The 25373-nt window shown below is 35.0% G+C and carries 26 protein-coding genes and 1 pseudogene; 18 read left to right on the forward strand and 9 right to left on the reverse strand.

All coding sequences use genetic code 11. From position 1 onward, the window contains the following. Positions 1 to 157: 157 nt before the first annotated feature. The gene (gene mgtE / locus D7004_RS07055; RefSeq protein ID WP_123205170.1) at positions 158 to 1534 is read left to right on the forward strand and encodes a magnesium transporter; all 1377 of its coding nucleotides are present in this window, start codon (positions 158 to 160) and stop codon (positions 1532 to 1534) included. 9 nt (positions 1535 to 1543) lie between these two features. Then, the gene (locus tag D7004_RS07060) at positions 1544 to 2164 is read left to right on the forward strand and encodes an HAD hydrolase-like protein (protein WP_123205171.1); all 621 of its coding nucleotides are present in this window, start codon (positions 1544 to 1546) and stop codon (positions 2162 to 2164) included. A 667-nt stretch (positions 2165 to 2831) separates the two neighbouring features. Here the strand turns inward: D7004_RS07060 and ychF are convergent. Further along, positions 2832 to 3926 carry a redox-regulated ATPase YchF gene (gene ychF, locus D7004_RS07065; protein WP_123205172.1) on the reverse strand — a complete coding sequence of 365 codons (1095 nt, stop codon included), beginning with the start codon at positions 3924 to 3926 and terminating at the stop codon, positions 2832 to 2834. 250 nt (positions 3927 to 4176) lie between these two features. On the opposite strand from ychF, the gene D7004_RS07070 reads away from it, so the two are divergent. Continuing rightward, positions 4177 to 4641, forward strand: coding sequence for a DUF5362 family protein (locus D7004_RS07070; protein WP_244214266.1), 465 nt, complete (start codon positions 4177 to 4179; stop codon positions 4639 to 4641). A gap of 89 nt (positions 4642 to 4730) precedes the next feature. Here D7004_RS07070 and D7004_RS21190 read toward each other — a convergent pair. The 3 genes and pseudogenes from D7004_RS21190 to D7004_RS07085 form a co-directional block, all read right to left on the reverse strand. After that, a pseudogene (locus D7004_RS21190) lies at positions 4731 to 5554 on the reverse strand (serine hydrolase). Positions 5555 to 5627: 73 nt separating this feature from the next. Further along, positions 5628 to 5951, reverse strand: a complete 324-nt coding sequence (locus tag D7004_RS07080) for a DUF3276 family protein (RefSeq protein WP_123205263.1) — start codon at positions 5949 to 5951, stop codon at positions 5628 to 5630. A gap of 78 nt (positions 5952 to 6029) precedes the next feature. Continuing rightward, positions 6030 to 7820, reverse strand: coding sequence for an ABC transporter ATP-binding protein (locus D7004_RS07085; protein WP_123205173.1), 1791 nt, complete (start codon positions 7818 to 7820; stop codon positions 6030 to 6032). Between the two features lie 108 nt (positions 7821 to 7928). Between D7004_RS07085 and D7004_RS07090 the strand changes: the two genes are divergently transcribed. The 8 genes from D7004_RS07090 (at position 7929) to D7004_RS20600 (ending at position 14383) form a co-directional block, all read left to right on the forward strand. Continuing rightward, positions 7929 to 9017 carry a Glu/Leu/Phe/Val family dehydrogenase gene (locus D7004_RS07090; RefSeq protein WP_123205174.1) on the forward strand — a complete coding sequence of 363 codons (1089 nt, stop codon included), beginning with the start codon at positions 7929 to 7931 and terminating at the stop codon, positions 9015 to 9017. Positions 9018 to 9062: 45 nt separating this feature from the next. Continuing rightward, positions 9063 to 10013, forward strand: coding sequence for a transcription antitermination factor NusB (gene nusB, locus D7004_RS07095; protein WP_123205175.1), 951 nt, complete (start codon positions 9063 to 9065; stop codon positions 10011 to 10013). Between the two features lies 1 nt (position 10014). After that, positions 10015 to 10470, forward strand: a complete 456-nt coding sequence (locus D7004_RS07100; RefSeq protein ID WP_123205176.1) for a DUF1573 domain-containing protein — start codon at positions 10015 to 10017, stop codon at positions 10468 to 10470. A gap of 81 nt (positions 10471 to 10551) precedes the next feature. Beyond that, positions 10552 to 10869, forward strand: coding sequence for a preprotein translocase subunit YajC (gene yajC, locus D7004_RS07105; protein ID WP_123205177.1), 318 nt, complete (start codon positions 10552 to 10554; stop codon positions 10867 to 10869). A 122-nt stretch (positions 10870 to 10991) separates the two neighbouring features. Then, on the forward strand, positions 10992 to 11939 hold the full coding sequence (locus D7004_RS07110; RefSeq protein WP_244214267.1) for a CdaR family protein: 948 nt from the start codon (positions 10992 to 10994) through the stop codon (positions 11937 to 11939). Continuing rightward, positions 11939 to 12544, forward strand: coding sequence for a dephospho-CoA kinase (coaE, locus tag D7004_RS07115; RefSeq protein ID WP_123205178.1), 606 nt, complete (start codon positions 11939 to 11941; stop codon positions 12542 to 12544). The genes D7004_RS07110 and coaE overlap by 1 nt, the downstream gene beginning before the upstream one ends. 666 nt (positions 12545 to 13210) lie before the next feature. Further along, complete coding sequence (locus D7004_RS07120; protein ID WP_123205179.1) at positions 13211 to 14167, forward strand: exonuclease; 957 nt, start codon at positions 13211 to 13213, stop codon at positions 14165 to 14167. A 72-nt stretch (positions 14168 to 14239) separates the two neighbouring features. After that, the gene (locus D7004_RS20600; RefSeq protein WP_158526271.1) at positions 14240 to 14383 is read left to right on the forward strand and encodes a DUF5522 domain-containing protein; all 144 of its coding nucleotides are present in this window, start codon (positions 14240 to 14242) and stop codon (positions 14381 to 14383) included. 1 nt (position 14384) lies between these two features. On the opposite strand, the gene D7004_RS07125 is transcribed toward D7004_RS20600, so the two are convergent. The 4 genes from D7004_RS07125 to D7004_RS07140 all read right to left on the reverse strand — a co-directional run bounded on the left by D7004_RS07125 (position 14385) and on the right by D7004_RS07140 (position 17070). Continuing rightward, entirely contained in the window at positions 14385 to 14987 is a 603-nt protein-coding gene (locus D7004_RS07125) for a Uma2 family endonuclease (RefSeq protein WP_123205180.1), read from the reverse strand. Positions 14988 to 15056: 69 nt separating this feature from the next. Beyond that, positions 15057 to 15779: a ZIP family metal transporter gene (locus tag D7004_RS07130; protein WP_123205181.1), complete on the reverse strand. Its 723-nt coding sequence runs from the start codon at positions 15777 to 15779 to the stop codon at positions 15057 to 15059. After that, entirely contained in the window at positions 15779 to 16342 is a 564-nt protein-coding gene (locus D7004_RS07135; RefSeq protein ID WP_123205182.1) for a phosphatase PAP2 family protein, read from the reverse strand. Before D7004_RS07135 ends, D7004_RS07130 begins: the two co-directional genes overlap by 1 nt. Next, the gene (locus tag D7004_RS07140) at positions 16339 to 17070 is read right to left on the reverse strand and encodes a class I SAM-dependent methyltransferase (RefSeq protein ID WP_123205183.1); all 732 of its coding nucleotides are present in this window, start codon (positions 17068 to 17070) and stop codon (positions 16339 to 16341) included. Before D7004_RS07140 ends, D7004_RS07135 begins: the two co-directional genes overlap by 4 nt. A gap of 69 nt (positions 17071 to 17139) precedes the next feature. On the opposite strand from D7004_RS07140, the gene D7004_RS07145 reads away from it, so the two are divergent. Next, a complete protein-coding gene (locus D7004_RS07145; protein WP_123205184.1) occupies positions 17140 to 17400 on the forward strand; it encodes a hypothetical protein in 261 nt (86 codons plus the stop codon). Positions 17401 to 17947: 547 nt separating this feature from the next. Here the strand turns inward: D7004_RS07145 and D7004_RS20605 are convergent. After that, positions 17948 to 18097 carry a hypothetical protein gene (locus D7004_RS20605; RefSeq protein WP_167459433.1) on the reverse strand — a complete coding sequence of 50 codons (150 nt, stop codon included), beginning with the start codon at positions 18095 to 18097 and terminating at the stop codon, positions 17948 to 17950. A gap of 14 nt (positions 18098 to 18111) precedes the next feature. Between D7004_RS20605 and glmM the strand changes: the two genes are divergently transcribed. The 6 genes from glmM to D7004_RS07180 all read left to right on the forward strand — a co-directional run bounded on the left by glmM (position 18112) and on the right by D7004_RS07180 (position 25273). Further along, positions 18112 to 19500 carry a phosphoglucosamine mutase gene (gene glmM, locus D7004_RS07150; protein WP_123205185.1) on the forward strand — a complete coding sequence of 463 codons (1389 nt, stop codon included), beginning with the start codon at positions 18112 to 18114 and terminating at the stop codon, positions 19498 to 19500. Positions 19501 to 19503: 3 nt separating this feature from the next. Next, positions 19504 to 20652 (forward strand): cysteine desulfurase family protein, encoded by a 1149-nt coding sequence (locus D7004_RS07155; RefSeq protein WP_123205186.1) that lies wholly within the window; start codon positions 19504 to 19506, stop codon positions 20650 to 20652. A gap of 836 nt (positions 20653 to 21488) precedes the next feature. Then, a complete protein-coding gene (locus D7004_RS07165; protein WP_123205188.1) occupies positions 21489 to 21692 on the forward strand; it encodes a hypothetical protein in 204 nt (67 codons plus the stop codon). A 73-nt stretch (positions 21693 to 21765) separates the two neighbouring features. Continuing rightward, positions 21766 to 22665 (forward strand): MBL fold metallo-hydrolase, encoded by a 900-nt coding sequence (locus tag D7004_RS07170; RefSeq protein ID WP_123205189.1) that lies wholly within the window; start codon positions 21766 to 21768, stop codon positions 22663 to 22665. Positions 22666 to 22850: 185 nt separating this feature from the next. Then, positions 22851 to 24179 (forward strand): cytochrome ubiquinol oxidase subunit I, encoded by a 1329-nt coding sequence (locus D7004_RS07175; protein WP_123205190.1) that lies wholly within the window; start codon positions 22851 to 22853, stop codon positions 24177 to 24179. 89 nt (positions 24180 to 24268) lie between these two features. Next, positions 24269 to 25273 (forward strand): cytochrome d ubiquinol oxidase subunit II, encoded by a 1005-nt coding sequence (locus tag D7004_RS07180; protein ID WP_123205191.1) that lies wholly within the window; start codon positions 24269 to 24271, stop codon positions 25271 to 25273. Positions 25274 to 25373: the final 100 nt, after the last annotated feature.

Here is a 25373-nt window from a genome sequence, read left to right on the forward strand (position 1 = left end):
TTTGGAAAACTAAACAAATAGCAAAAGCTTACCCAATTCTTGTTTTACTTAAAATTAACCTACTGTTAACGGCAAAATTGGCTTTTTTAGAAATAAAAATGCACCTTTGCGAACCGCTCATAAAGGTTTAGGCATGTAATAAAATATTTTGTTGTGTATGGAAGAATTGGTTGTAGATGAAGTTCAGGAACTGCTCGAAAAAGATAATGATAAAGCATTAAAGCAATATCTCGATGCGCTGAATATTTCTGATGTAGAAGAACTTATTGATGAACTTCCACAGTATGCAGCCAAATTTATCGATACAATTTCTTTAAACAGAGCAGTTAACGTTTTCAGGATTCTGGATTTTCCTACTCAGGAAAGGATTATAAAAAAACTTTCAGGCAATAAGCTAAATCAAATTATAAAAGATTTACCTCCTGATGATCGTACAGCACTTTTTAGTGAGTTAAAAGGCGATGTAGTAAAGAAGATGATTACCCTTCTTCCTCCAGAAGAGCGTAAAGAATCACTAGCACTTTTAGGTTACAAAGAAGATAGTATTGGTCGTTTGATGACGCCAGATTATATCGCGGTGAAGCCCGAATGGTCGATTTCAAGAGTACTTTCACATATCAGAAGATACGGTAAAAACTCAGAAACCATCGATGTTGTTTACGTAATTGATAAAGACGGTATTTTGCTTGATGACATTAGAATTCGCGAAGTTTTATTGGCAGATCCTGATGCAATTATTGGCGAGCTTACCGACAAAAGATTTATCGCTTTAAAAGCAAACGACCCGCAGGAAGATGCGATTAACATTTTCAGGATGAACAACCGTGTAGCATTGCCGGTTGTGGATGAAGGTAATATACTTTTGGGAATTGTTACGGTTGATGATATACTTTGGATTGCTAACGAGGAATATACTGAGGATATGCATAAAATCGGTGGTACCGCTGCATTGGATGAACCTTACCTCGATACATCTATATTTAATCTGGTTAGGAAGCGGGTAGGTTGGCTGGCCATTTTAATGCTTGGTGAAATGCTTACGGCAACTGCAATGGGCTTTTTTGAAGGACAAATTCATAAAGCTACCGTATTGGCTTTATTCATTCCGCTAATTATTTCTTGCGGTGGAAATAGTGGTTCGCAGGCATCTACACTAATTATTCAGGCAATGGCCTTAGGCGAAGTAACCATTAAAGATTGGTGGCGGGTGATGAATAGAGAAATTAGCTCGGGTTTTTTATTGGGTTTTTCTTTGGGGGTTATAGGCTTTTTAAGAATTTTTTTCTGGCACCTGGCCTGGCCAAATACTTATGGAGAACATTGGCTTTTAATTGCTTTTACGATAAGCGTCTCACTGGTTTTTGTAGTACTTTGGGGTTCATTAAGCGGCTCAATGCTTCCAATATTGCTTAAAAGACTCGGTGCCGATCCAGCAACATCATCAGCGCCTTTTGTAGCAACACTGGTTGATGTTACCGGATTAATTATATATTTCAGTTTTGCAGTTTTATTTTTAAAAGGCGTATTGCTCTAAATCAATTTTATGGAAAATCAAGCTAAAATCACAACACTTTTTACCGATATCGGTGGCGTACTTTTAACCAATGGCTGGGATAGAAAGGCTAGGGGTGAAGCTGCGGTGCTTTTCAATTTAGATTCTGTAGAAGTTGAAGAACGCCATCATCTGACTTTTGATACTTACGAAGTAGGTAAAATCACTTTGGATGAGTATTTAGAACGTTTGGTTTTTTACGAAGAACGTACTTTTTCTTACGATGATTTTAAAGAATTCATGTTCAAAAAATCGCTTCCGTACCCGGAGATGATACAGTTGATTTGCGATTTAAAGAAAAAGTATAATTTAAAAGTTGCGGTGATAAGCAACGAGGGCAGAGAATTAAATCAATATCGAATTAATACTTTCAAGCTAAATGAATTTGTTGATTTCTTTGTTTCATCAAGTTTTGTTCATTTTCGCAAACCAGACGCCGATATCTTTAAAGTTGCTATCGATATTTCGCAAAGTGATGTTGCCACAAGTTTGTATATAGATGATAGAATGCTTTTTGTACAGGTTGCAGAAGGATTAGGTTTGCAAGGGATACATCATACAGATTATGAAGATACAAAAGCACAATTGAAGGCATTTGGTTTGGAGGTTTAATCTTCAAAACAACATATTTGATAGTCTAAGAAATTCCTAACCATAAACTGTGGTTTTTCAAATAAATCCTCCGTGATTTCTGTGTTTCTGTGGCAAAAAACGCCCATAAAAAAAGCTGCCTTTCTGAGGCAGCTCTAGTTTGCGTCACCCTGAATTTATTTCAGGGTCTTTATAGCAGGAAAGATGCTGAAATAAATTCAGCAAGACGTGTGTTACAAGCAATACGGCAATAAAACATCAAAATATTAAGTTTAAAATTCGAACTCATTTTTTTAGATAGCCTAAGAAATTCCCAACCATAAACTGTGGTTTTTCAAATAAATCCTCCGTGATTTCTGTGTTTCTGCGGCAAAAATTGCCCATAAAAAAAGCTGCCTTTTTTAGGCAGCTCTAGTTTGCGTCACCCTGAATTTATTTCAGGGTCGTTATTGCAGGAAAGATGCTGAAATAAATTCAGCAAGACGTATCGTACAAGCAATACGGCAATAAAATATCAAAATATTAAGTTTAAAATTCAAACTCAGGTTTTTAGATAGTCCAAGAAATTCCCTACCATAAATCGTGGTTTTTCAAATAAATTCTCTGTGATTTCTGTGTTTCTGTGGCAAAAAATGCCCATAAAAAAAGCTGCCTTTTTGAGGCAGCTCTAAACAATTCGTTTTAATCACTAAACATTAAACCTAAAATGCATAATATCACCATCTTCAACGATGTATGTTTTGCCTTCTACGCCTAATTTACCAGCTTCTTTACAAGCATTTTCCGAACCTAAGGTTACAAAATCATTGTATTTTATTACTTCAGCACGGATAAATCCTTTTTCAAAATCTGTATGAATAACACCAGCCGCTTGAGGTGCTGTAAAACCTTTGGTAATTGTCCACGCTCTAACTTCTTGTACACCAGCAGTAAAATACGTGTATAAGTTTAATAATTTATAAGCTGTTCTGATTAATTTATTCACGCCAGATTCTGTTAAGCCTAAATCTGCTAAAAACTCCTCACGTTCTTCGTAGCTATCCAATTCAGCAATTTCTGATTCTATTTTTGCAGAAATTACCAGTACTTCAGCTTTTTCATCGGCTACATTTGCTTTAACCAAATCAACATATTTGTTTCCGGTTAGTACCGAAGCTTCATCAACATTACAAACGTACATTACCGGTTTTTGCGTCAATAAACCCAAATCCTCGATGTAATCAAAATCATCTTGAGGCAGGTTTGCAGTACGAATGGATTTTCCACTTTCTAAATGGGCTTTTACAACAGTTAAAATGTCAAAGGTGCGTTTTGCATCTTTATCGGTTTTAGCCATTTTTTCTACCTTTTGAATTCGTTTATCAACGGTATCCAAATCTTTCAATTGCAATTCGGTATCGATAATTTCTTTATCACGAATTGGGTCAACGGAACCATCAACGTGAATTACATTACCATCATCAAAACAACGTAAAACATGGATTATTGCATTTGTAGCACGGATGTTTCCTAAAAACTGATTGCCTAAGCCTTCACCTTTGGATGCACCTTTAACTAAACCAGCGATATCAACTATCTCAATTGTATTTGGCTGAACTTTATTCGGTTTCACCAATTCTGCAAGTTTTGTCAATCTTTCATCGGGCACAGTAATTACGCCAACATTGGGCTCAATTGTACAGAACGGAAAGTTTGCCGCTTGTGCTTTTGCATTTGATAAACAATTAAAAAGTGTCGATTTACCCACATTTGGTAAGCCAACTATACCACATTGTAATGCCATTTATATTATATTGATTTACGATTATATTGATTTACGTTTTTGGTTGTTCGTTTTTAGTTTTTGGTTGTTCGTTGTTCGTTTTTAGCTAAACCTAGCTCTTCGCTTTCAGCCTTTCACCTTTCACCTTTCACCTTTCACCTTTCACCTTTCACCTTTTTCAGGCGGCAAAGATAAGCTTTTAAACCTTTATTTTAAGTCAGCAATTTGTGGCTAATGGATATTTTATCTAAGTTTATCCAAAATTATAAAAATGAGCATGGAAGATTTGGAGCAAACGCCTCAGGAAGTAAAATTAATAGTAACAGAAGAAATGAGAAGTTACATTTATGAAATTTCGAAGTGGGCAAGGTTTTTATCCATCATTGGTTTCATTTTAGCTGCTTTTTTAATTATTGGTTCTTTCGGAATTGGTGCTGCAATAACAGCAAATCCTGCTATGGTAGCACAGCTTGGTCCGTTGGCTGGTGCAGGTGCAATTGGCATAACTATATTTTATCTCCTTTTAGCGCTAATGTATTTTTACCCTAGTTTGTTACTTTTTAGGTTTTCAAATAAAGGTAAACAGGGTATTTTGTATGGCGACCAAGAAAGTTTAAACGATGCCATGATGAATATGAAATCATTATTTAAGTTTTGGGGAATATTCACGATTGTAATTATGATTTGCTATTTCCTTTTTATGTTGCTTTTTGCAGCAAGCATGGTTAAAGCTTAATTATTTAAAATATTTCTGCATACCATCTGGTTGTTTCCAGCCGAAATTCGGCTCGTAATGGTTCCATAAAAGATTGCTAAGTTTCCTTATCATAACCCAACCTTCGTTACTATAATTCCACGAGGTATCTTTTTGGTTTTTTGTTGTAATACAGAAAACATAATCACCATGTGGTGCATTAACCAGTAAAACCTCCGACGGGCGGCATCAACAGCGCCCGATTTGGATGCAACTTGTACTGTAGGAGGAATTTGAGATAGCGCCTCCGTATCCCAGTAAATGCGGATTAAATTTCTGTAAATCCTCTCTGATGCTGCTGGATTTATCATTTTACCATCTCTAATTAAGATTAGTAGAGTTGCCATTTCTTTAGGCGTTGTTTGGCCCCAACCGTATTTTTTCTGGTATTGGCTTCTGCCAGGTGTGCGAGAATTAACCCTTGTATTTTTAAACCATTGCTATCCATAACAGCATTAATCGCAGTTCCTGTTCCGGCTAAAAGTTGCGACCATAAACTTGCTGTGTTATCGCTAGTGGTTATCATCAGCATTAAATCCTTACTAAGCGCAATTTTTTCACTGTCTTTAAATGAACCTAAAATATCTTCACCAGCATAAAGCAAGCTATCACAATACATTAGCTCGCTATGATAATCAAGCTCACCCTGCTCAATTTTATTAAATATCCCACAGGTAATGGGCACTTTAATCATGCTAGCGGTTGGGAAAATCGCATCGGCGTTTATTGAAGCTATTTTGCCAGTTTTTAGATTTTTAACATAAATACCAACATCGCCATTGAAGCCTCTTACCAATTCATTTAACTTCAATTGAAGTTTTTTATCAATTTTTTCTTGTCCGAATGAATATAGAGATGCAATTACTATGAATAATAACAGAAAGGTTTTCTTCATAAAGGAAGATTTAAAGATAAAATAAAAAAGTCTCGATTTTCATCGAGACTTTGATTATTGAAATTGTATATACTTAAAAAGAAAAATCGTCATTAGGTTTGGTGCTGTGTTCTCCATTTTCAGAGTATTCATAGCGCTTTTCAACAACATCCTGGTGAGTTTTAATGTATTCAACAGTTTCGGTTAGGCCTTCTGCAAATTTTTCGAAATCTTCTTTGTATAAAAAGATTTTATGTTTTACAAATACTCCGTCTTCTAATCTTTTCTTGCTCTCGGTAACTGTTAAATAATAATCACCTGAACGAGTAGCCTTCACGTCGAAAAAATAAGTTCTCTTACCTGCTCTTACTTTCTTTGAAAAAACTTCTTCTCTCTCTTTATTGTCGAATTCTCCCATGGTTGGTATTGATGTTGGTTTTTGGTTTCGGTAAATATAAAGCAAATATTTAAAGTTCAAAATAGAATTTAACACAAATTAACTACTTCTGGTTTCTTCTTCTAAAAGTTGGTTGTGGTATAGTTCTGCATAGTTACCATTTAAGCTAAGCAATTCATTATGTGTTCCTTGTTCTATAACTTTTCCATCATCCAATACCAGAATTTTATCAGCATTCTTAATTGTTGAAATTCTGTGTGCAATTAAAATGCTGGTTTTACCATTCATTATTTTACCTAAATTTTGCAAAATTTCTTCTTCCGTTCGGGTATCCACAGCTGAGAGACAATCATCAAATATTAAAATTTTTGGCGATTTAATTAAAGCTCTTGCAATCGATACACGCTGCTTTTGCCCGCCTGAAAGTGTTATCCCGCGTTCGCCAAGCATGGTTTCGAATTTTTCATCGAAATCAATAATGTTGTGATAAACCGATGCGTTCTTTGCTGCATCATATACTTCATCATCTGTAACAGTATCTAAACCAAATGCAATGTTGTTCTTAATTGTATCAGAGAAAAGGAAAACTTCCTGAGGCACAAAACCAATCTGGCTGCGATAGTTTTTTAGATTTAGCAATTTTAAATTTTCTCCATCAATAATAATCGTACCGTTTTCTACATCATACATACGCATTATTAAATTGGCTAATGTAGATTTTCCTGAACCAGTTTTACCAATTATGGCTACAAACTCACCATTTTTAATGTCGAAGCTAACATTTTTTAATGCTTCAATACCTGTATCAGGATAGGTAAAACTCACATTTTTAAAGCTAATGTTTCCATTTAAGGTTTTTTCTTCTGAGTTGGTAGATTGAATATCAGAAGGGATATCTAAAAACTCATTAATCCTTTTCTGCGATGCGGCCGCACGTTGAATGAGTGATGTAACCCATCCGAGCATGGTTACCGGAAATGTTAATTGATTGATATAAATAATAAATTCGGCAATGTTTCCAGCTGTTATACTGCCGTTCATTACTTGGATACCACCAATGTAAATTGTTAGAATGGTGCTTAAACCAATTAATAAAAGCATTGTGGGGTAAAATAATGCCGAAACCTTTACCAAACCCATCGAATCTTTTTTATACTCGTTACTTTGGGCTTCGAACATGTTTCTGGTGTAATCTTCACGAACGTATGATTTGATAATTCTTATACCTGAAAACCGTTCCTGAACAAAGCTTGAAAGATCTGATAAGCGTTCCTGAATTCTTCCGCTTTTCTTAAAAATTAAAGTATTTACATAATAGATAATGATAACAAGGAAAGGAAGTGGTAAAAGGCAATAAATGGCAAGTTTTGAATTCACATCAAACATCGACCAAATGATTAGCACCGATAAAACAAAAGTGTTTATGGTGTACATGATGGCTGGCCCGACATACATTCTAACTCGATTTACATCCTCAGTAGCCCTATTCATCAAATCGCCGGTATTATTTCTACGATAAAAAGCTAAACTCAATTTTTGATAGTGCTGGTAAATATCGTTTTTCATATCAAACTCAATGTGCCTCGACATAAGAATGATAGTTTGGCGCATAAAAAACAGAAACAGACCCCGAAGTATGTACAGCAGGATTACCAAAAGGCCAAAATATAAAAGGCTATTGCTAAAAATATCGTAAATAACTTGCTGACGGTCAAAACCATTAAATAGATTGTAAATCTGGATGTTTTCTGTAATTAAATCGAATGCATAACCGATAACCTGGGCAGGTACAACACCAAAAATGTTAGATATTACAACGAAAATGCTTCCCGGAATTATCCACCATTTATATTTAAGGAAGTATTTATTTAAACGACTCAGGTGTTTCATACTTCACAAACTTAGCCAATGCGAAACAAATTTTGTTATAGTTTAGTTAAAATCATGTAATAATGGTTTTTTATTTTATTTTTGCAGCAGGTTAGCCGAACGTTCATTATGCCAGCAAATTCTTCGTCAGATTCATCAATACTAGAGCAATTAAGTGCTTACGGGCATAAAAAATTGGTTTATTGTAATGATCCCGATTCAGGTTTAAAAGCTATCATTGCTATTCACGATACCACTTTAGGTCCGGCTTTAGGCGGAACCCGCATGTGGAGCTACGCTACCGAAGGCGAAGCATTAGAAGATGCATTGCGTTTATCAAGGGGAATGACCTACAAATCTGCCATCACAGGTTTAAATCTAGGTGGTGGAAAAGGTGTCATTATTGGCGATTCGAGGAAAGACAAAACAGAAGCTTTAATGCGTAGTTATGGCAGGTTTATTAAAAATCTGAATGGCGAATTTATAACTGCCGAAGAAATGGGCACCAATACCCGTGATATGGAATTCATTCGTATGGAAACCACTCATGTAACAGGCGTTCCAGAATCTATTGGTGGTGCCGGAAATCCTGCTCCATTTACTGCCCAAGGTGTATATTTAGGCATAAAAGCAAGTGTTAAAGAAGTTTTCGGTACCGATATGCTTGCTGGTAGAACAATTGTTATACAAGGAATTGGCAATGTGGGCGAACATTTAGTTGCTTTACTAAGAAAAGAAAATGCCGAAGTTTTAATTAGTGATATTAATCAGGAGCAACTGACTTATGTTGCACGTAAGTATAAAGCTAAGCCCATCGAAGCAGATAAAATTTTCGGAATAGATGCAGATGTTTATGCGCCTTGCGCAATGGGAGCAACCGTTAATAATAAAACCATTGAGCGCATGAAATTTGCAATTATTGCTGGTTCGGCCAATAACCAACTGAAAGATGAAGTTTTAGATAGCGAGATGCTAATGAAAAAAGGAATTCTATTTGCTCCAGATTATTTAATTAATGCAGGAGGTTTAATTTCTTGTTACTCTGAGCTAACTGGCTTTGGTAAAAAACGTACCGTACAGCTAACAGAAAATATTTACGACGCAACAAGAAATGTTATCAAACTAAGTAAAGCAGAACAAATACCAACAAATATTGCTGCAAATCGTATTGCTGAAAAACGTATTGCAGATATAAAGAAAATCAAATCAACATATTAAATATTTTATTAATCGGTTATAAAAACCACACTCGTTCTTACATTCATGTTAAACAGAAGGCACTTAAGAATTAAAGCTTTGCAAAATATTTTTGCATGGCACATGGCAGACAAAAAAGACATTAAAGGTGATCTTAAAATTTTAATGCAAAGCATAGATAGCGTTTACGAAATGTATATCTGGATGCTTTCTTTAATGGTAGAAGTTACCGAATTTACTGCCAACGATGCTGCAGAACGTGCTAATAAGCACATTAAAACTGCAGATGATATCAATCCAAACATGAAATTGCTGCACAATAAATTTAGTGTATTAATGCAGCAAAATCCCGAATATGTAGCTTCTGTTAAAAAGTACAAAGTAGATTGGGGTTTCGATCCAGAAATTCGTAAAACAGTTTACAACTCGCTAAAAGCTTCGAAGGAATATGCAGAATATCTTGCCAATCCTGATGAAAGTTTAGAATCATCAAAAGACATTATCAAATACATTTTCAGAAAAATTATTTTAAAGAACCAGGCCATTATTCAGGTTTTTGAAGAGAAATTTATCAATTGGCAGGTTGACCATGAAGTGATGAAGGGTATGGTGGCCAAAACGCTTAAAAACTTCGTTCATGATGATCCATTTAAAAATAAGCTTACTGAGATAAGTGCAGATTGGATTGAGGATAGTCAGTTTGTACAGGATCTATTTGTACATACTTTGCAAAATGACGCCAAATATCAGGAAATGATTGCTGAAAGAACTAAAAATTGGGAATCGGAGCGTATCGCTTTAATGGATACAATTTTAATGAAAATGGCAATTTGTGAACTTTTAAACTTCCCATCAATTCCGGTTAAAGTTACCATTAACGAGTATTTAGAATTATCAAAAGATTACAGTACACCGAAAAGTAATTCGTTTATAAACGGTATTTTAGACAAAATTTTAGGCGATTTAAAGAAAACCAATACCATTAAAAAAATCGGTCGCGGATTAATTGAAGAATAAAATGAAAAGAGTATTTATCCTTTTTATAGCTGCCTTATCATTTGCAGCTTGTCGTAATGCTAACACAAATGCTCCAGAAAGCTCAAATGTTTCTGTAGGCAACGATACTTCAAATATATCTAAAATTGCACCAGCAGATGCAGCGGTAATAACCTTTGAACGTGAGATTTTCGATTTTGAAAAAATACAGCAGGGTGAAAAGGTTCAGCATGATTTTAAGTTTAAAAACACAGGTAAAAGTCCATTGATAATTTCGAATGCTACTGCTACCTGTGGTTGCACCATTCCTGAAACGCCAAAAGAACCTATATTGCCAGGTAAAGAAGGCGTAATTAAAGTAGTTTTTAATAGCGAAGGGAAAATGGGCATGCAAGATAAAGTTATTACAGTAACATCAAATGCTAATCCTAATGTAAGTACCGTTCATTTGGTTGGCGAAGTGTTAGAAAAAAAATAATCAATAATAAATCATCCAATATCAATAGCCATGTTAAATCAGATGGCTAATTAATAAATTTAAATCACAAATAAAGAACAAATGATATCAACAGTAATTTTGCAAGCAGCAGGTGGCGGTATGTTAGGTACAATTGTACCAATGGTACTAATCATGGTAGTTTTCTACTTTTTTATGATTCGCCCGCAAATTAAAAAAGCTAAAGACCATAAAAAATTAGTTGCCGATTTAGGCATTGGAGATAAAATCGTAACCACAGCAGGTATTCACGGTAAAATTGTTGGTGCAAATGATACAACTTTTTTAATCGAAACTGAAGGTGGTGGTAAAATCAGGTTTGATAAATCTGCGATTTCATTGGACGCTACTAAAGCATCAACTACGCCAGCAAAGGTTTAATCAAAATCTTAAAAGAATAATGTGCAGTTCCGAATGTTTTCGGGACTGTTTTTGTTTTACTACATTTGGTAAAATGGATTATTGCATTAAACGTAGGCATTCCATTTGAAACTTAATTATTTATGCCCTTTATCAAATTAACTAAAATAGAGAGAAGACGTGTTTTTAGCCTTTTAGCATGTTTGCTATTGGCTATAGCTGCATGGCTTTTTATGGCATTAAATAATAAATATGTTTACACAGCTAAAACTGTATTAATTTATAAGAACTTTCCTCAAAACCGGGCTTTTCATCCCTTACAGTCCGATACGGTGGATTTACAGGTAGAAGGAACAGGCTGGCAATTGCTTTTCGCCCGACTAAGAATTAACCCTCAATCCATTGCGGTAAGTTTAAATCAGCTTAACACCCGGGAATTTGTAGTGTTTTCTGATCAATTGTACAATGTAAATAAGCAATTGGAAACTTCGCAAAAAGTAATTTCTGTGAAACCTGATACGCTATATTTTGATTTTACCAAACGAACTGTGAAGAAGGTACCTGTTAAATTGATTCAGAAAATTGAATTTGTAAAACAGTATGGAGTTGCTAGCGAGATTAAGTTAAATCCGAAGTTTGTAACTGTTACTGGTCCGATTGAAGAATTGGCTAAAATTTCTGAATGGTCTACCGATACACTAAAATTAGATAAGGTTCAGAGTAGTGCAACGTTTAGGGTAAATATGCAACACAGCACGCACAAAAATGTGAGTATTTTCCCGTCATCAGTAGAAGTGCGCTTGCCTGTTGATGAATTTACAGAAAAGACGGTTGAAGTTCCTTTAAAAATTATTAATAATAGAAACTTTTATGGCGTAAGGCTTTATCCTAAAAGAGTTAAAATTACTTTTTTAGTTGCGCTAAGTTATTTTGAGCAGGTTGATGAAAGTTTTATAACTGCTGTGGTTGATCTAGATGAATGGTCTGTGTTACATCACAATCAATTTACGGTAAAGCTTACCGAATTTCCTGAATATTGCAAACTGATTAAGATTAATCCATCGAAAGTTGATTTCATAGTAGAAAAATAATGTATAAAGTTGGTATAACAGGAGGTATTGGCAGTGGAAAAACAACTGTGTGCAGAGTTTTTGAGGTTTTGGGTATTCCTGTGTTTTACGCAGATACGGAAGCCAAAAATATCATGATTAAAGATACAGAACTTATCGAAGGTGTAAAATCCGCTTTTGGTAAAAACAGTTACTTTGATGATGGAAAACTTAACAATAAACACATAGCTGGAATCGTATTTAATAGTGAAACTGAATTGGCAAAATTAAATGCATTGGTACATCCGGCAGTTTTTAGAGCTTTTGATACGTGGGCCAAGGAGATAAAAACTGATGTTCCATACACATTAAAGGAAGCTGCATTGCTTTTTGAAAGCGATTCATATAAAATGTGCGACACTTCAATTTTAGTTACAGCACCAGTAGAAACTAAAATCAATCGTGTTATGCAACGTGATAATGTTACAGCAGAACAGGTGAAAGCTAGAATGAACAAACAATTGAGTGATGAGGAAAAAGCTAAAATGGCAGATCACTTTATTATTAACGATGAAGAACATTCGATTATAGAACAAGTTTTAAGTCTTCACAGGCATTTTTTGCAAGTTGTATCAACTCAAAAGTAACTCGATAAAACAATTCCTTTTAATAATATGCCTAATAAACTAAAATCCTGCCTTATCCTTAAATCTCATTGATATCGTGATGTCAATAGTTTCATATATACTTACTATTCCAAAAATGGGAAATCCTAAAATGGAATTAGAGGATAATTTTTCTGCTCTAAAATCCTGCCTTATCCTTAAATCTTATCAATATCGTGATGTCAATAGTTTCATATGCACACGTTAATCCAAAAATGGGAAATCCTAAAATGGAATTAGAGGTTTTCTGCTCTAAAATCCTGCCTTATCCTTAAATCTTATTAATATCGTGATGTTAATAGTTTCATATGCACATTTTAATCCAAAAATGGGAAATCTTAAAAAAGAATTAGAGGATAATTTTTCTTCTCTAGAATCCTGTCTTATACTTAAATCTTATTAATATCGTGATGTTAATAGTTTCATATGTACTTACTAATCCAAAAATGGAAAATCTTAAAAAAGAATTAGAGGATAATTTTTCTGCTCTAAAATCCTGCCTTATCCTTAAATCTTATTAATATCGTGATGTTAATAGTTTCGTGTGTAGTTGTTAATCCAAAAATAGGAAATCCTAAAATGAAATTAGAGAATAATTTTTCTGCTCTAAAATCCTACCTTATCCTTAAATCTTATTAATCCTGGTAAATGATTTTAGACGATTTTATCTCCATCACTCCAACAGGATTATACTGTGCTTATGGCGACTTTTATTTAGATCCTCAACAGCCTGTTACCGAAGCCGTTATTTCTCATGCCCATGGCGACCATGCAATTGGTGGAAGCCAGAACGTATATTGTACAGCCGCCACCGAAAGCTTTATGAAACATCGCTACCGCAAATTTGCAGCTGTAGATTTCCACATAAAGCCATATCATGAAACCTTTAAAATTAAAGATGTAGCCATAACATTTTATTCTGCGGGGCACATATTAGGTTCAGCGCAGGTTTTAATGGAATATCAAGGTGTAAAATATTTATATACCGGAGATTATAAAATTGAACCAGATGCCACTTGCGAACCATTTGAGTTTATACAAGCCGATGTTTTAATTACCGAGAGCACATTTGCCAATCCTGGAACAAAACACCCATCAGCAATTGATGAGATTAAAAAACTTAATGAAACAAATGCCAACATTATGCTTGGTGCTTATGCATTGGGTAAAAGCCAGCGGATTATTCAATTGCTGAATACGCATTGCCCAACAAAAAATATTATGGTGCACCATAGCATTATGCCGTTTGTAAAAATTTACGAAGATTATGGGTTGAAGATTGGCGGCTATAAAATGTACGATAGAAAAGTGATGAAAAGTAATCTGGAAAACCAGGTTTATATTGTGCCGCCAATGGTTTTTCATAGTTACCATAAAGCAATTAATGTTGTTCGGGTGTTTGCTTCGGGGTGGAAAAATTTACAACAACAAAATGGAATTTCATTATACATTTCCGATCACGCCGATTGGGATGCAATATTAGAAACTATCCAAAAAGTTCAACCGAAACAATTATGGACTTTACATGGCGATGGGAAACATTTAAAGGAATATTTTGAAGGTAAATTGGAAGTAAAAATCCTTAATAGTAAAATGAATGATTGAGAGGATGATAGAATTATTTAAAGTACAAGCAGCATTCTTGAAGTCTCTCAGTTCAAAATTCACTAATTATAAATGAAAGAGGGCGAAGACTTTTACTTTAACGAAGATGGATTTATGGTGTTTACAGAAGCCTATCATCTAAAACGAGGCTATTGTTGTAAAAACAAGTGCAAGCATTGTCCGTGGGGATATGGCAAAAAGAAAGAGAAAAAGTAATTTAAGCCTTATTAAATCGAACTCGATTGTAGATATCACTTAAAGCGACTTCAAAACCCATTGAAACAAACTGTAAAGTATTGCTAATTTCTTTGTGCTCTTTCAGCTCCCATTGCTGTTTATCATTTAGATAGAACGCCTCAATACTAATTAATTCAGAATCAATTAGTATATATTCCTTTAAAGTTGGAATTTCTTTATATAGATCAAATTTATGGCCTCTATCATAGTTTTTAGTTGAGGGAGATAAAATTTCTATAATTACAGTAGGCTCGATAAAACTTTCACTGTCAACATCACTTTGTTTTGCATTGTTGCAATAAATCGAAATATCTGGGTAAGTAAATAAACCATTCGTTGGGATTTGCATACGCATATCGCTACCAAAAGGACGACATTTTTTCCCTTTTAAATTACTCCCAATCTCCGTAAATAAATTAGAGAAAATTTCATTGTGATTTGTGCTTGCACCAGACATTGCAAATATCTCGCCTTGAAAATATTCGTGTTTTTCTTGTGAAGCTTTTTCCATTTCAAGATATTCTTCAACAGAAAAATGCCTTTTTTTATATGCTACAGCAGGCTCATTTACAATCAAATCCATACTCTAATTTAAATAAAAATCTTCAATTCGAATAATTTGATGTTTTGAGTAATTGAATAGGAATTTTATTTAATGGGCATGCCCGGCAAAAAATCCTATCAATGCAACACCAATACCCAATAAAACGGCAATCATTTTTCGGGTGTTAATTTTATGGTCGGCGCTGGATTCGAATAAAATAGTAGTAGAAATGTGTAAGAAAATACCAATTACAATACCCATTATTTTATTAAAATAGGCATCGATACCACCAATTGTGCCATTGCTTAAACCAATACTTACATAAAAACCCAACGGAGCCATTACTGCAAAAATTAACAGATAAATAATAATGCTGCCTTTTTTAAAATGGTTTTGCATCAAAATACTTGCTAAAGCAAATGCAGCTGGTATATGATGTAAAGAAATGCCAAAAATTAACTCATTATGTTGGTCTTTAGCTAATGGCATTCCCTCTAAAAATGCATGCAAACAGAGGCTAATCATAATCCCGAAAGGAAATACATTGCCATCTTGATGTTTGTGGATGTGACCGTGTTCTACACCTTCAGAAAATTGCTCTAAAAATATTTGAAGCAAGAAGCCAATTAAAATAAAAATTCCTATTTGTCCTTTATCTGTTCCACTATAAGCATCTGGAATTAAGTGTAAAACGGTTATGGCAAAAAGGTAGGCACCACTAAAAGATAGTATTAACTTCAGTAGTTTAGATTTATCGCTTTTAACCAAAAATATGGCAGTGCCTCCTAAAAAAGCACAGAAAAAAAGTACGGCAAATTTCCAAGCTTCCATTAAAATTCGGGTTGTAGTTTTTTAAATAGTAGAGAACAAATAAAACCAATCATCGATCCAAGTACTGCGCCAGCAGTAACATCAATAGGGTAGTGCACACCAACATAAACCTGGGCAAAGCTAACACTTGCGGCCCAAAATATCCCAATGGGTAAAATTGGTTTCCAGCGGCTGTAGAAAATGCAAATCAAAAAAACGGCAATACCGAAATGATTGGTTGCATGGGCAGACGGAAAGCTTAAACCGCTTCCGCAAGGTACCCGATTAATAATAAAATTGGCTAAGCTAAAATCATTACAAGGCCTAACTCTACTCACAAATGGTTTTACCACTTTCGAAGCCATAAAATCACTTACGGCGAAAGTAAAAATTATCATTCCAATGATGTATAAACCCTGTTTTTTGTATTGCTTTATACAAAACACAACAATAAAAAGATAAAGAGGCGACCAAAAGAAACGATTACGCAATAAAGGCATCAGCCAATCGAAAAAGCCGTTTGAAAGTCCACGGTGGATTTTCAAAAACAACTCAACATCAAATTGCTGTATGCTTTCTATCATGCCTTTGTGCAGATTAAAATCAATCGGTCAGAGTTTGCTTCATCAAAATCATCTAGTAAATAGCTACCAAATGTTTTCTGTATTACCATTCCGGCCTTTGTTAGCATTCTTTCAAAATCATTAAAACTAAATGCCTGAACTCGCTCTTCGAAGCTGTAAATTTTGCTATTGTCTTCAAAATCTATCTTTTTGATGATTTTACCATCAACCACACTTTTTGTTATTTTAAAAGCAATACCATCAAGCGATTTTATTTCACATAAGTTTAAATTCCTGATAATTTTCTCCGTGTTAAAATAATCAAGTACCAAAATTCCATCTGCTTTCAAGCACTTTCTAAAAGTTTTCAAAGCGTTTACATGCTCCTGTTCAGTATCAAAGTAACCAAAACTGGTAAATAAATTTACGGCAACATCAAAGTAATTGATGTAAAAAAGCTTCCGCATATCGTGTACCAGAAAGTGCAATTTTTGGTTTTCGAAATGCTTAGCGTATTTAATACTTTGCTCTGATAAATCTATTCCGGTTACATCAAAGCCCTTTTTGTTTAAGTAAATCGAATGTCTGCCTTTGCCGCAGGCAATATCAAGCATTTTCGATTCTGGCTTGGGTTGAATAAATTTAGTAATATTATCAATAAAAAGTTCGGCTTCTGCGTCGTTTCTTTGTTGGTAAAGTATATGATAGTATGGAGAATTAAACCAATATTGAAACCACTTGCGCTGCATAGAAAAAGCCTTTTGTTTTCGAATTTGCAAACTTAGATAAATTTGGGTTAATCGAGATACATTAATTTCATGGCTACGCAATTTTATTGGCTAATATTTGATTTAAAATTTGTCATTGTTATTTCGGAAATTAAAGTCAGCATTTCATTGAGGATTGCAGCCCTGCCAACCGCTGTAGCCCTCGTAGAAAAACTCGGGGCTGCCGCTATTGTCAGGTTTAGAAACAGCGGTTGGTTATGCAGGTGGCTAAATAATTTTATCGATTTAGTTTTTTTTTGGAAATTATCGTCAGCATTTCATTGGGGAATGCAGCCCTGCCAACCGCTGTAGCCCTCGTTGAAAAACTCGGGGCTGCCGCTATTGTCAGGTTTAGAAACGGCGGTTGGTTATGCAGGTGGCTAAATAATTTTATGGTTTTATTTTTTTATTTTGGAAATTATCGTCAGCATTTCATTGGTAATTGCAGCCCTGCCATTCGCCTTATACCGATGAAAAATCGGTATGCTCGCTACTGTCAGGTTTAGAAACAGCGGTTGGTTATACAGGTGGGAAATATTCTAAATCGTCATTTCGAGAGCAGCCGAGAAATCTTTGTAATTAGAAAGTTTCTGTACATGCGGATACAGATCGATTAAAATGAAACATTATGCCAGCGGGTTTTTAAAACCAGCACAATCATAATATCCCTAAACCCGACTTAGTGAGATGCCGATTTTTCATCGGCAGAAACGAGGGCGGGGCTGCTTTCTCAAAAGTACTACTGCAATTGCTTTCCAAAAAAAACAAAATTTAAAAAACACCATCTTCATTTCGAATAAAGCCCGGAAATCTAATTAATTCCCAAAACCAAATAATTTAAACCCTAATTTTTTACGAGCTAAAAACTAATCACACGTTTTACTGCATCTTTAGCATCAATTTCTACCAAATACATAGTGTAAATAGATATAAAAATAATGTAAATTAACTTTTCAAACATGGCGTAAATGCCTGCTATCTTGATTTTTTTCTTATTTTTGGACTTCATACAAAATACGCGAAGTGACTTTAATAAAATCGATTTCAGGAATAAGGGGAACTATTGGCGGACAGGCAGGAAATGGCTTAACACCTATAGATATAGTAAAATTTACAGCAGCTTTTGGAAGTTGGGTAGTGCAAAAAACAGGGAATAAGAAAATAGTTTTAGGTCGCGATGCTCGAATTTCTGGTGAAATGGTTAATAATTTGGTTATTGGAACTTTACAAGGTTTAGGTATCGAGGTGATTGATTTAGGCCTTTCTACCACGCCGACCGTAGAAGTTGCCGTGCCAGATGAGCAAGCTGGAGGAGGCATTATTTTAACTGCAAGCCACAACCCAAAACAATGGAATGCTTTAAAGTTACTAAACCAGAACGGTGAATTTATTAGCGATTTAGATGGGAAAGAAGTTTTAGATATCGCAGAAAATGCAGCTTTTGAATTTGCAGAAGTTGATAAATTAGGCAAGGTTACTAAAAATGATACCTACCTGCAAAAACATATTGACAAGGTTTTAGCATTGCCATTGGTTGATGTAGAAGCGATTAAAAAGGCTGATTTTAAAGTTGTAATTGATTGTGTAAATTCTACTGGCGGCATTTTTATTCCGACATTATTAAAAGCTTTAGGTGTAACAAGGGTTACAGAGTTATACTGTGAGCCTAATGGTCAGTTTCCTCATAATCCAGAGCCGCTTCCAGAAAATTTAACTGCAATTTCAAAAGAGGTGCAAAAACAAAATGCCGATTTAGGTATTGTGGTTGACCCCGATGTTGATCGCTTGTGTTTCGTAAATGAAGATGGAAGCATGTTTGGCGAAGAATACACGCTCGTTGCGGTTGCAGATTACGTTTTGAAAAATACACCTGGCAATACCGTTTCAAACCTTTCATCTACCCGAGCTTTACGCGATGTAACAGAAAAGGCAGGTTCGGTATACAACGCATCAGCAGTGGGCGAAGTGAATGTTGTAAATAAAATGAAAGAAACCAATGCTATTATTGGTGGTGAAGGAAACGGTGGAATCATATATCCCGAATCTCACTACGGCAGAGATGCATTGGTTGGAATCGCTCTGTTTTTAACGCATTTGGCAAAATTCGGTAAGTCGATTTCTCTATTGAGAAGTAGTTATCCGCAATACCACATCTCAAAAAATAAAATTACCCTTACGCCAGAAATGGATATCGATAATCTATTAAAACAGGTAGAAGAAAAATATAAAAACCAGCCTTATAGTACAATCGATGGTTTAAAAATTGAGTTTGATAAAACATGGGTGCATTTACGTCGTTCTAATACCGAGCCGATTATTCGCATTTACAGTGAAGCAGAAAACGAAACAGTTGCCGAAAGCTTGGCCAACAAAATCATTTCCGATATCAAAGAAATCCTTAAATTAAACTAGCACATGAAAAGAGTTTATTTAGATAATGCTGCTACAACGCCTTTAGATGCAGCTGTGATTGCAGAAATGACGAATGTGATGGAAAACTATTTTGGTAATCCATCGGCTATTCATGCGCTTGGCAGAGAGGTAAGAACTTTGGTAGAAAAAGCCCGTAAAACCGTGGCAAATCTTCTAGGTGCTTCACCATCCGAAATATTTTTTACATCTGGCGGTACCGAAGCCGACAACACAGCAATTCGTTGTGGCATTTCTGCTTATGGAATTAAACATGCAATTACGTCAAAAATCGAACATCATGCGGTTGAGCAAACCTTAAACATTATGTTGAAGAATGGCGAAATTGATAAGTTGAGCTTCGTAAATATCGATGAGAAGGGAAACGTAGATTACGCACATCTTGAAGAATTGCTGCAGCAAAATGAACGTACCTTTGTTTCATTAATGCATGCGAATAATGAATTGGGAACCTTAACTGATATGGTTAAAGTTGGCGATATATGCGAAAAATACAATGCAATTTATCATGCCGATACCGTTCAAACTATGGGGCATTACACCCATAATGTTCGAGAATTAAAAGCACATTTTATTGTTTGCGCTGCTCATAAACTGCATGGACCAAAAGGCGTTGGCTTTTTATATGTAAATAGCAATGTTAAAATTCCGCCTATGATTTATGGTGGAGCACAAGAGCGCAACATGCGTGGTGGAACAGAAAATGTTTATGGTATTGTTGGTTTGGCAAAAGCTTTAGAAATTGCTTATGCCGAAATGGAACAACATCAAAACTACATTCAAACGTTAAAAGATTATTTAAAAAATGCTTTGATTGCTGAGATTCCGGGTATAGCTTTTAATGGTGAAACCGATGCAGATAAAAGCCTGTATACGGTTCTAAATGTGTCATTTCCAGAAATGGATATGGCTGATATGTTATTATTTAATTTAGATATTAATGGCATCTGTGCATCTGGTGGAAGCGCCTGCTCATCAGGCTCAAACATTGGTTCGCATGTATTAAATGGTATTCATGCCGATCCAAATCGACCTTCTGTGCGCTTTTCTTTTAGTAAATTTACTACAAAAGAAGAGTTGGATTATGTAATTGAAAAAGTTAAAATGGTGGTTAAGCAGAATGCTTTAGCCTAAAATATCAACAACCAAATAGGAACAGTCTCGGAGCAATTCGGGACTTTTTTTGTGGCTAAGAATTATTTATCGGATTTTTTGAAAAGTGAATTCAATTATTTTTTTAGTTTCAGTCCTGTATTATTGTGGGTATTTGCAGTAAAGCATTGCAAGACTTCAATTATTCATTTTTAATACAAATTTTACCGGCATTTATGAAATTGCTGAAAAGCTCGGTTTGATACTTTTTTATAGCGAAAAAATTATAAGGCTATTTCGACACAATAAATCTTTGGATATTTCAAAACAAAATCCTATATTTAATATAAGATAAAGGCAATCCATGGCCAATAATATTTAGTTCCTCAACGAAACCTTATCAAAAATCCCTTTGGTATAAGGTTAAGCAAAATTTCAAAACAACTTTTTTGAGTCTTCAACAGGAGAAATCAACACATAATTTTTTTTGAAAATTTAATCAATCTACAAAAGCAACAAAGCTTTTATAAAACTTATCGTTATGGAAAATCAGGAAATCAATCCACAATCAACAAATCTTGAAACTGGAAAATCGTTAAAAGGCAGAAAACACATTTACAAATTCATTTTGTTGCCGTTTTCGTTTGAATCATCAAATCACTTCAATAAAATTCATAAAAGGAAATTTAACTCCTTTGGTTGCATACACGAACTGCGAAAGTTATCAGGTTCGATGTTATAATTTTTAATTTCACACAAAATAGAAATCGTTCGTAACGAAAAGAAAGGAAGAGTTATGCTTAAACTCATTCCTAAAACGGCTATCAAAAACAATATTATTTTTCAAATGTTCTACACTTACATCAAATCAAAATACCATGGAAAATAATAAAGAAAAAGGTAAAGTTGTTGAGAATGAATTGCTTGATAAAACAGCAGAAGACATTAAAGAAGACAGAAAACTGGATGAGAATAAATCATCAAAAGTATCTACTAACTTATTTGACAAAGACAAAGGACGCAAAAACAACTCATTTGGTCCAGGACATGAGCCAGGAACAACCCCAGGTTCAGGTATTTAATATTTAAAGTAAAATAAAATATTACTAAATTTAAGCCACAGCATTTGTTGTGGCTTTTTAAGTTAACCCTAAAATGGAAAGAAGAAATTTTATCAAGAATTCTGCACTAGCAATGGCACTACTATCGGTTTATAAAACTGATGTTTTTGCACAAAAAGAACTATTAAGAGCTTATAATTTTAAGGCACTTAGAAATAATGTTGGAGTTTTTACAGAGCAAGGTGGAACAATCGGCTGGTTAAATTCATCTAGCGGATATGTAGTAGTTGACTCACAGTTTCCTGCATCAGCACCACATGTTATAGATGAGTTAAAGAAACTGGGTGAGAAACCTTTTAAATACCTTATCAATACACATCATCATAGCGATCACACCGCCGGAAATATTGCTTTTAAAGGTTTAGCAGAGAAAGTTGTTGCTCATCAAAATTCACTCGTAAATCAAAAGAAGGGCGCAGAGAAAGCAAATAATTTAGATAAGCAACTTTTGCCAGATACTACATTTGGAACAGGTTGGAAGGCACCAGCAGGCGATGAAAAAATCAGTGCATATTATTACGGTTCTGCTCATACCAATGGCGATGCCGTTTTTCACTTCGAAAATGCAAATATTGTTCATGTTGGCGATTTAGTCTCGAATAGAAAATATCCCTACATTGATAGAGAAAATGGCGCTCACATTGGAAATTGGATTACCGCTTTGGAGAAGATTCACAATCAATTTGATAACGATACCATGTTTATTTATGGCCACAGTCGCGAACCAGAAAAAATTACAGGAAACAAAGCAGATATTAAAGCTTTCCAAAATTACCTGCAAAATTTATTGGCCTTCGTCGGTTCAGAAATAAAAGCAGGAAAAAGTAAAGAAGACATTCTAAAAGCAACTTCAATACCTAACGCACCAGAATGGCAAGGTGAGGGAATACAAAGGAGCTTAACAGCTGCTTATGATGAATTAAAAGGAGCTTAAAAAATTGCTCAATTTTCGCAAATTGTGATTAGCACAATTTGCGAAATTAACCCTTCATATCTACCCAAACTTTTTATCAATTTATAACCGTTCTATATTCTAAATATTTCTGCTAGCACTTTATAAATCAACCATAAGGTAGCTCATATCTGCTATATTTGTGCTACACAAAATCCAAATCAGATATGGATGATTTTTTAGCAGCTCGTTCCCAAATGGCCTTGTCTTTAGGCTTTCACATTATATTTTCTTGTATTGGTATGGTTATGCCATTCTTTATGGCGGTGTCTCATTACAAATGGCTAAAGACGAATGATGAAGGATATAAAAACTTAACGAAAGCCTGGAGCAAAGGAGTAGCCATCTTTTTTGCGACTGGGGCTGTTTCAGGTACCATGTTATCCTTTGAATTGGGTTTGTTATGGCCAAAGTTTATGGAACATGCTGGTCCGATATTCGGTATGCCCTTTTCTTTAGAGGGAACGGCATTTTTTATCGAGGCCATTGCATTAGGTTTTTTTCTATACGGTTGGAATAAATTAAACAAGTGGTTCCATTGGTTTACCGGAATGGTTGTGGGTGTAAGTGGTTTAGCTTCAGGTATTTTGGTGGTAGCTGCAAATGCTTGGATGAATGCACCTTCAGGCTTCGATTTTGTTAACGGACAGTATCTAAACATAGATCCCATACAAGCTATGCTAAACAAAGCATGGTTTTCACAAGCACTACACATGTGTTTAGCTGCTTTTACCGCTACAGGTTTTGCAGTAGCAGGTGTGCATGCGTTAATGATATTAAGAAATCAAAACAAAGATTTTCATTTAAAAGCATTTAAAATTGCTGCGGTATTTGCTTGTATTGGAGCATTATTGCAGCCATTAAGCGGTGATATATCCGCAAAGGATGTTGCGAAAAGGCAACCTGCTAAACTTGCTGCAATGGAAGCTCTTTATAAAACTGAAAAGCCTGCGCCATTACTTATTGGGGGTATAGTAAATGAAAAAGAGAAAACCGTAAAAGGCGCAATCAAAATTCCGGGTGCGCTAAGTTTTCTTGCTCATGGTAATTTTAAGGCGGAAGTTAAAGGGCTCGACCAAATTCCGGCAAACCAACAGCCGCCTGTTGCCATTACCCATTATGCTTTTCAAATTATGGTTGGGATTGGTACTATGCTCATGTTTATTTCATTAATTTATTTTTTCAATTTACTAAGAAAGAAACCTCTCCTAGAGAAACGCTGGTTACTAAAATTATTTGTATTGGCAATACCGCTTGGTTATTTGGCATTGGAAGCTGGCTGGGTAGTAACCGAGGTGGGCAGGCAGCCCTGGATAATTTATGGTATCATGCGAACAAAAGATGCCGTAACACCAATGCCCGGCATTGCATATTCCTTTTATATTTTCTCGGCAATTTACTTTTCGCTAAGCATTGTAGTTACATTCTTGCTTTATCGACAAATAAAAATGGTTCCTGTGCTGTACAATGATAAATCGATTGTTAAAACGAATTAGCCACAGATGAAAAGAATAACCACAGATAAACAATTTTTAAAAGATACACTAAGCCAAATCCGTGTTAACATGTGGCAAAAAGATAATTTATGGAATACGTTGTAATCACTTTTTTATGTTTAGGTATTTTGCTTTATTTCCTATTGGGCGGGGCAGATTTTGGAGCTGGAATTATTGAGTTATTTACTTCTGCAAACAACCGAAGTAAAACCCGCAAAACCATGTATCAAGCTATCGGACCAGTGTGGGAAGCGAATCACATGTGGCTTATCATCGCAATTGTAATTCTTTTTGTGGGGTTTCCGCGTATTTATACTACCATGTCGGTTTACCTTCATATCCCGCTTTTAATTATGCTTATCGGCATTATTGCTCGCGGCACTGCATTTGTTTTTCGGCATTACGATGCAATAAAAGATGATATGCATTGGCTTTACAATCGTATTTTCAGGTACTCCAGCTTTATCACACCTTTATTCTTAGGCATTATTGCCGGCAGTTTAATTTCAGGTCATATCGATACGAAGGCTAACGATTTTTCTTCTGCATACATTTACAGTTGGTTAAATTGGTTTTCAGTATCAGTAGGACTATTTACGGTTGCACTTTGTGGTTTTCTGGCAGCCATTTATTTAATCGGCGAAACTACAGAAGCTTATGATAAACGTCGGTTTATTAAGAAGGCCGAATACATGAATATCGCTGCAGTAGTTTTCGGAGCGATGGTTTTTATCGCTGCACAATTAGATAATATACCATTAACAGATTGGGTTTTCAAAAATCCGGTAGGACTTTCTGCCATCGTTTTGGCAAGTTTATCGCTGATTTTACTTTGGTACTTGTTGATAAAAGGGAAAACACAAGTACTTAGAATTCTAGCCGGTTTCCAAGTTACCATGATTTTGCTAGCAATAAGTTATGCCCATTTCCCAAACTTTATTCGCCTAAAAAACGGCGATGCAATTTCTCTTTTCGAAACCATCGGTCCGGAAAAAACGATTTATAGTTTAGGTATGGCCTTGCTACTAGGAAGTATTTTAATTCTTCCTTTTCTTGGGTATTTGTTTTACAAGTTTCAGAAGAAAGAAGAATAGAATACACATTTTTATCGTTCTGAGGCTGTAGAAGACCGTTAAATTACTATTCTGATTTGCTAAAATTATTTGAAAAGCAAATGCAGTAATTCTTCGGTTC

It is taken from the genome of Pedobacter jejuensis, from assembly GCF_003725795.1.
GTDB lineage: Bacteria > Bacteroidota > Bacteroidia > Sphingobacteriales > Sphingobacteriaceae > Pedobacter > Pedobacter jejuensis.

Bases quoted from the DNA above. Each gene is read 5' to 3' on its own strand.
- D7004_RS07145 (WP_123205184.1), top strand. From the start codon at position 17,140: ATGGCTACGCAATTTTATTGGCTAATATTTGATTTAAAATTTGTCATT.
- D7004_RS07085 (WP_123205173.1), bottom strand. From the start codon at position 7,820: ATGAAACACCTGAGTCGTTTAAATAAATACTTCCTTAAATATAAATGG.
- D7004_RS07110 (WP_244214267.1), top strand. From the start codon at position 10,992: ATGCCCTTTATCAAATTAACTAAAATAGAGAGAAGACGTGTTTTTAGC.
- D7004_RS20600 (WP_158526271.1), top strand. From the start codon at position 14,240: ATGAAAGAGGGCGAAGACTTTTACTTTAACGAAGATGGATTTATGGTG.
- D7004_RS07180 (WP_123205191.1), top strand. From the start codon at position 24,269: ATGGAATACGTTGTAATCACTTTTTTATGTTTAGGTATTTTGCTTTAT.
- D7004_RS07125 (WP_123205180.1), bottom strand. From the start codon at position 14,987: ATGGATTTGATTGTAAATGAGCCTGCTGTAGCATATAAAAAAAGGCAT.
- D7004_RS07165 (WP_123205188.1), top strand. From the start codon at position 21,489: ATGGAAAATAATAAAGAAAAAGGTAAAGTTGTTGAGAATGAATTGCTT.
- coaE (WP_123205178.1), top strand. From the start codon at position 11,939: ATGTATAAAGTTGGTATAACAGGAGGTATTGGCAGTGGAAAAACAACT.
- D7004_RS07080 (WP_123205263.1), bottom strand. From the start codon at position 5,951: ATGGGAGAATTCGACAATAAAGAGAGAGAAGAAGTTTTTTCAAAGAAA.
- D7004_RS07135 (WP_123205182.1), bottom strand. From the start codon at position 16,342: ATGATAGAAAGCATACAGCAATTTGATGTTGAGTTGTTTTTGAAAATC.
- D7004_RS07175 (WP_123205190.1), top strand. From the start codon at position 22,851: ATGGATGATTTTTTAGCAGCTCGTTCCCAAATGGCCTTGTCTTTAGGC.
- D7004_RS07070 (WP_244214266.1), top strand. From the start codon at position 4,177: ATGAGCATGGAAGATTTGGAGCAAACGCCTCAGGAAGTAAAATTAATA.
- D7004_RS07100 (WP_123205176.1), top strand. From the start codon at position 10,015: ATGAAAAGAGTATTTATCCTTTTTATAGCTGCCTTATCATTTGCAGCT.
- mgtE (WP_123205170.1), top strand. From the start codon at position 158: ATGGAAGAATTGGTTGTAGATGAAGTTCAGGAACTGCTCGAAAAAGAT.
- D7004_RS07140 (WP_123205183.1), bottom strand. From the start codon at position 17,070: ATGCAGCGCAAGTGGTTTCAATATTGGTTTAATTCTCCATACTATCAT.
- D7004_RS07155 (WP_123205186.1), top strand. From the start codon at position 19,504: ATGAAAAGAGTTTATTTAGATAATGCTGCTACAACGCCTTTAGATGCA.
- ychF (WP_123205172.1), bottom strand. From the start codon at position 3,926: ATGGCATTACAATGTGGTATAGTTGGCTTACCAAATGTGGGTAAATCG.
- D7004_RS07170 (WP_123205189.1), top strand. From the start codon at position 21,766: ATGGAAAGAAGAAATTTTATCAAGAATTCTGCACTAGCAATGGCACTA.
- D7004_RS07090 (WP_123205174.1), top strand. From the start codon at position 7,929: ATGCCAGCAAATTCTTCGTCAGATTCATCAATACTAGAGCAATTAAGT.
- D7004_RS07060 (WP_123205171.1), top strand. From the start codon at position 1,544: ATGGAAAATCAAGCTAAAATCACAACACTTTTTACCGATATCGGTGGC.
- D7004_RS07130 (WP_123205181.1), bottom strand. From the start codon at position 15,779: ATGGAAGCTTGGAAATTTGCCGTACTTTTTTTCTGTGCTTTTTTAGGA.
- yajC (WP_123205177.1), top strand. From the start codon at position 10,552: ATGATATCAACAGTAATTTTGCAAGCAGCAGGTGGCGGTATGTTAGGT.
- D7004_RS07120 (WP_123205179.1), top strand. From the start codon at position 13,211: ATGATTTTAGACGATTTTATCTCCATCACTCCAACAGGATTATACTGT.
- D7004_RS20605 (WP_167459433.1), bottom strand. From the start codon at position 18,097: ATGAAGTCCAAAAATAAGAAAAAAATCAAGATAGCAGGCATTTACGCC.
- nusB (WP_123205175.1), top strand. From the start codon at position 9,063: ATGTTAAACAGAAGGCACTTAAGAATTAAAGCTTTGCAAAATATTTTT.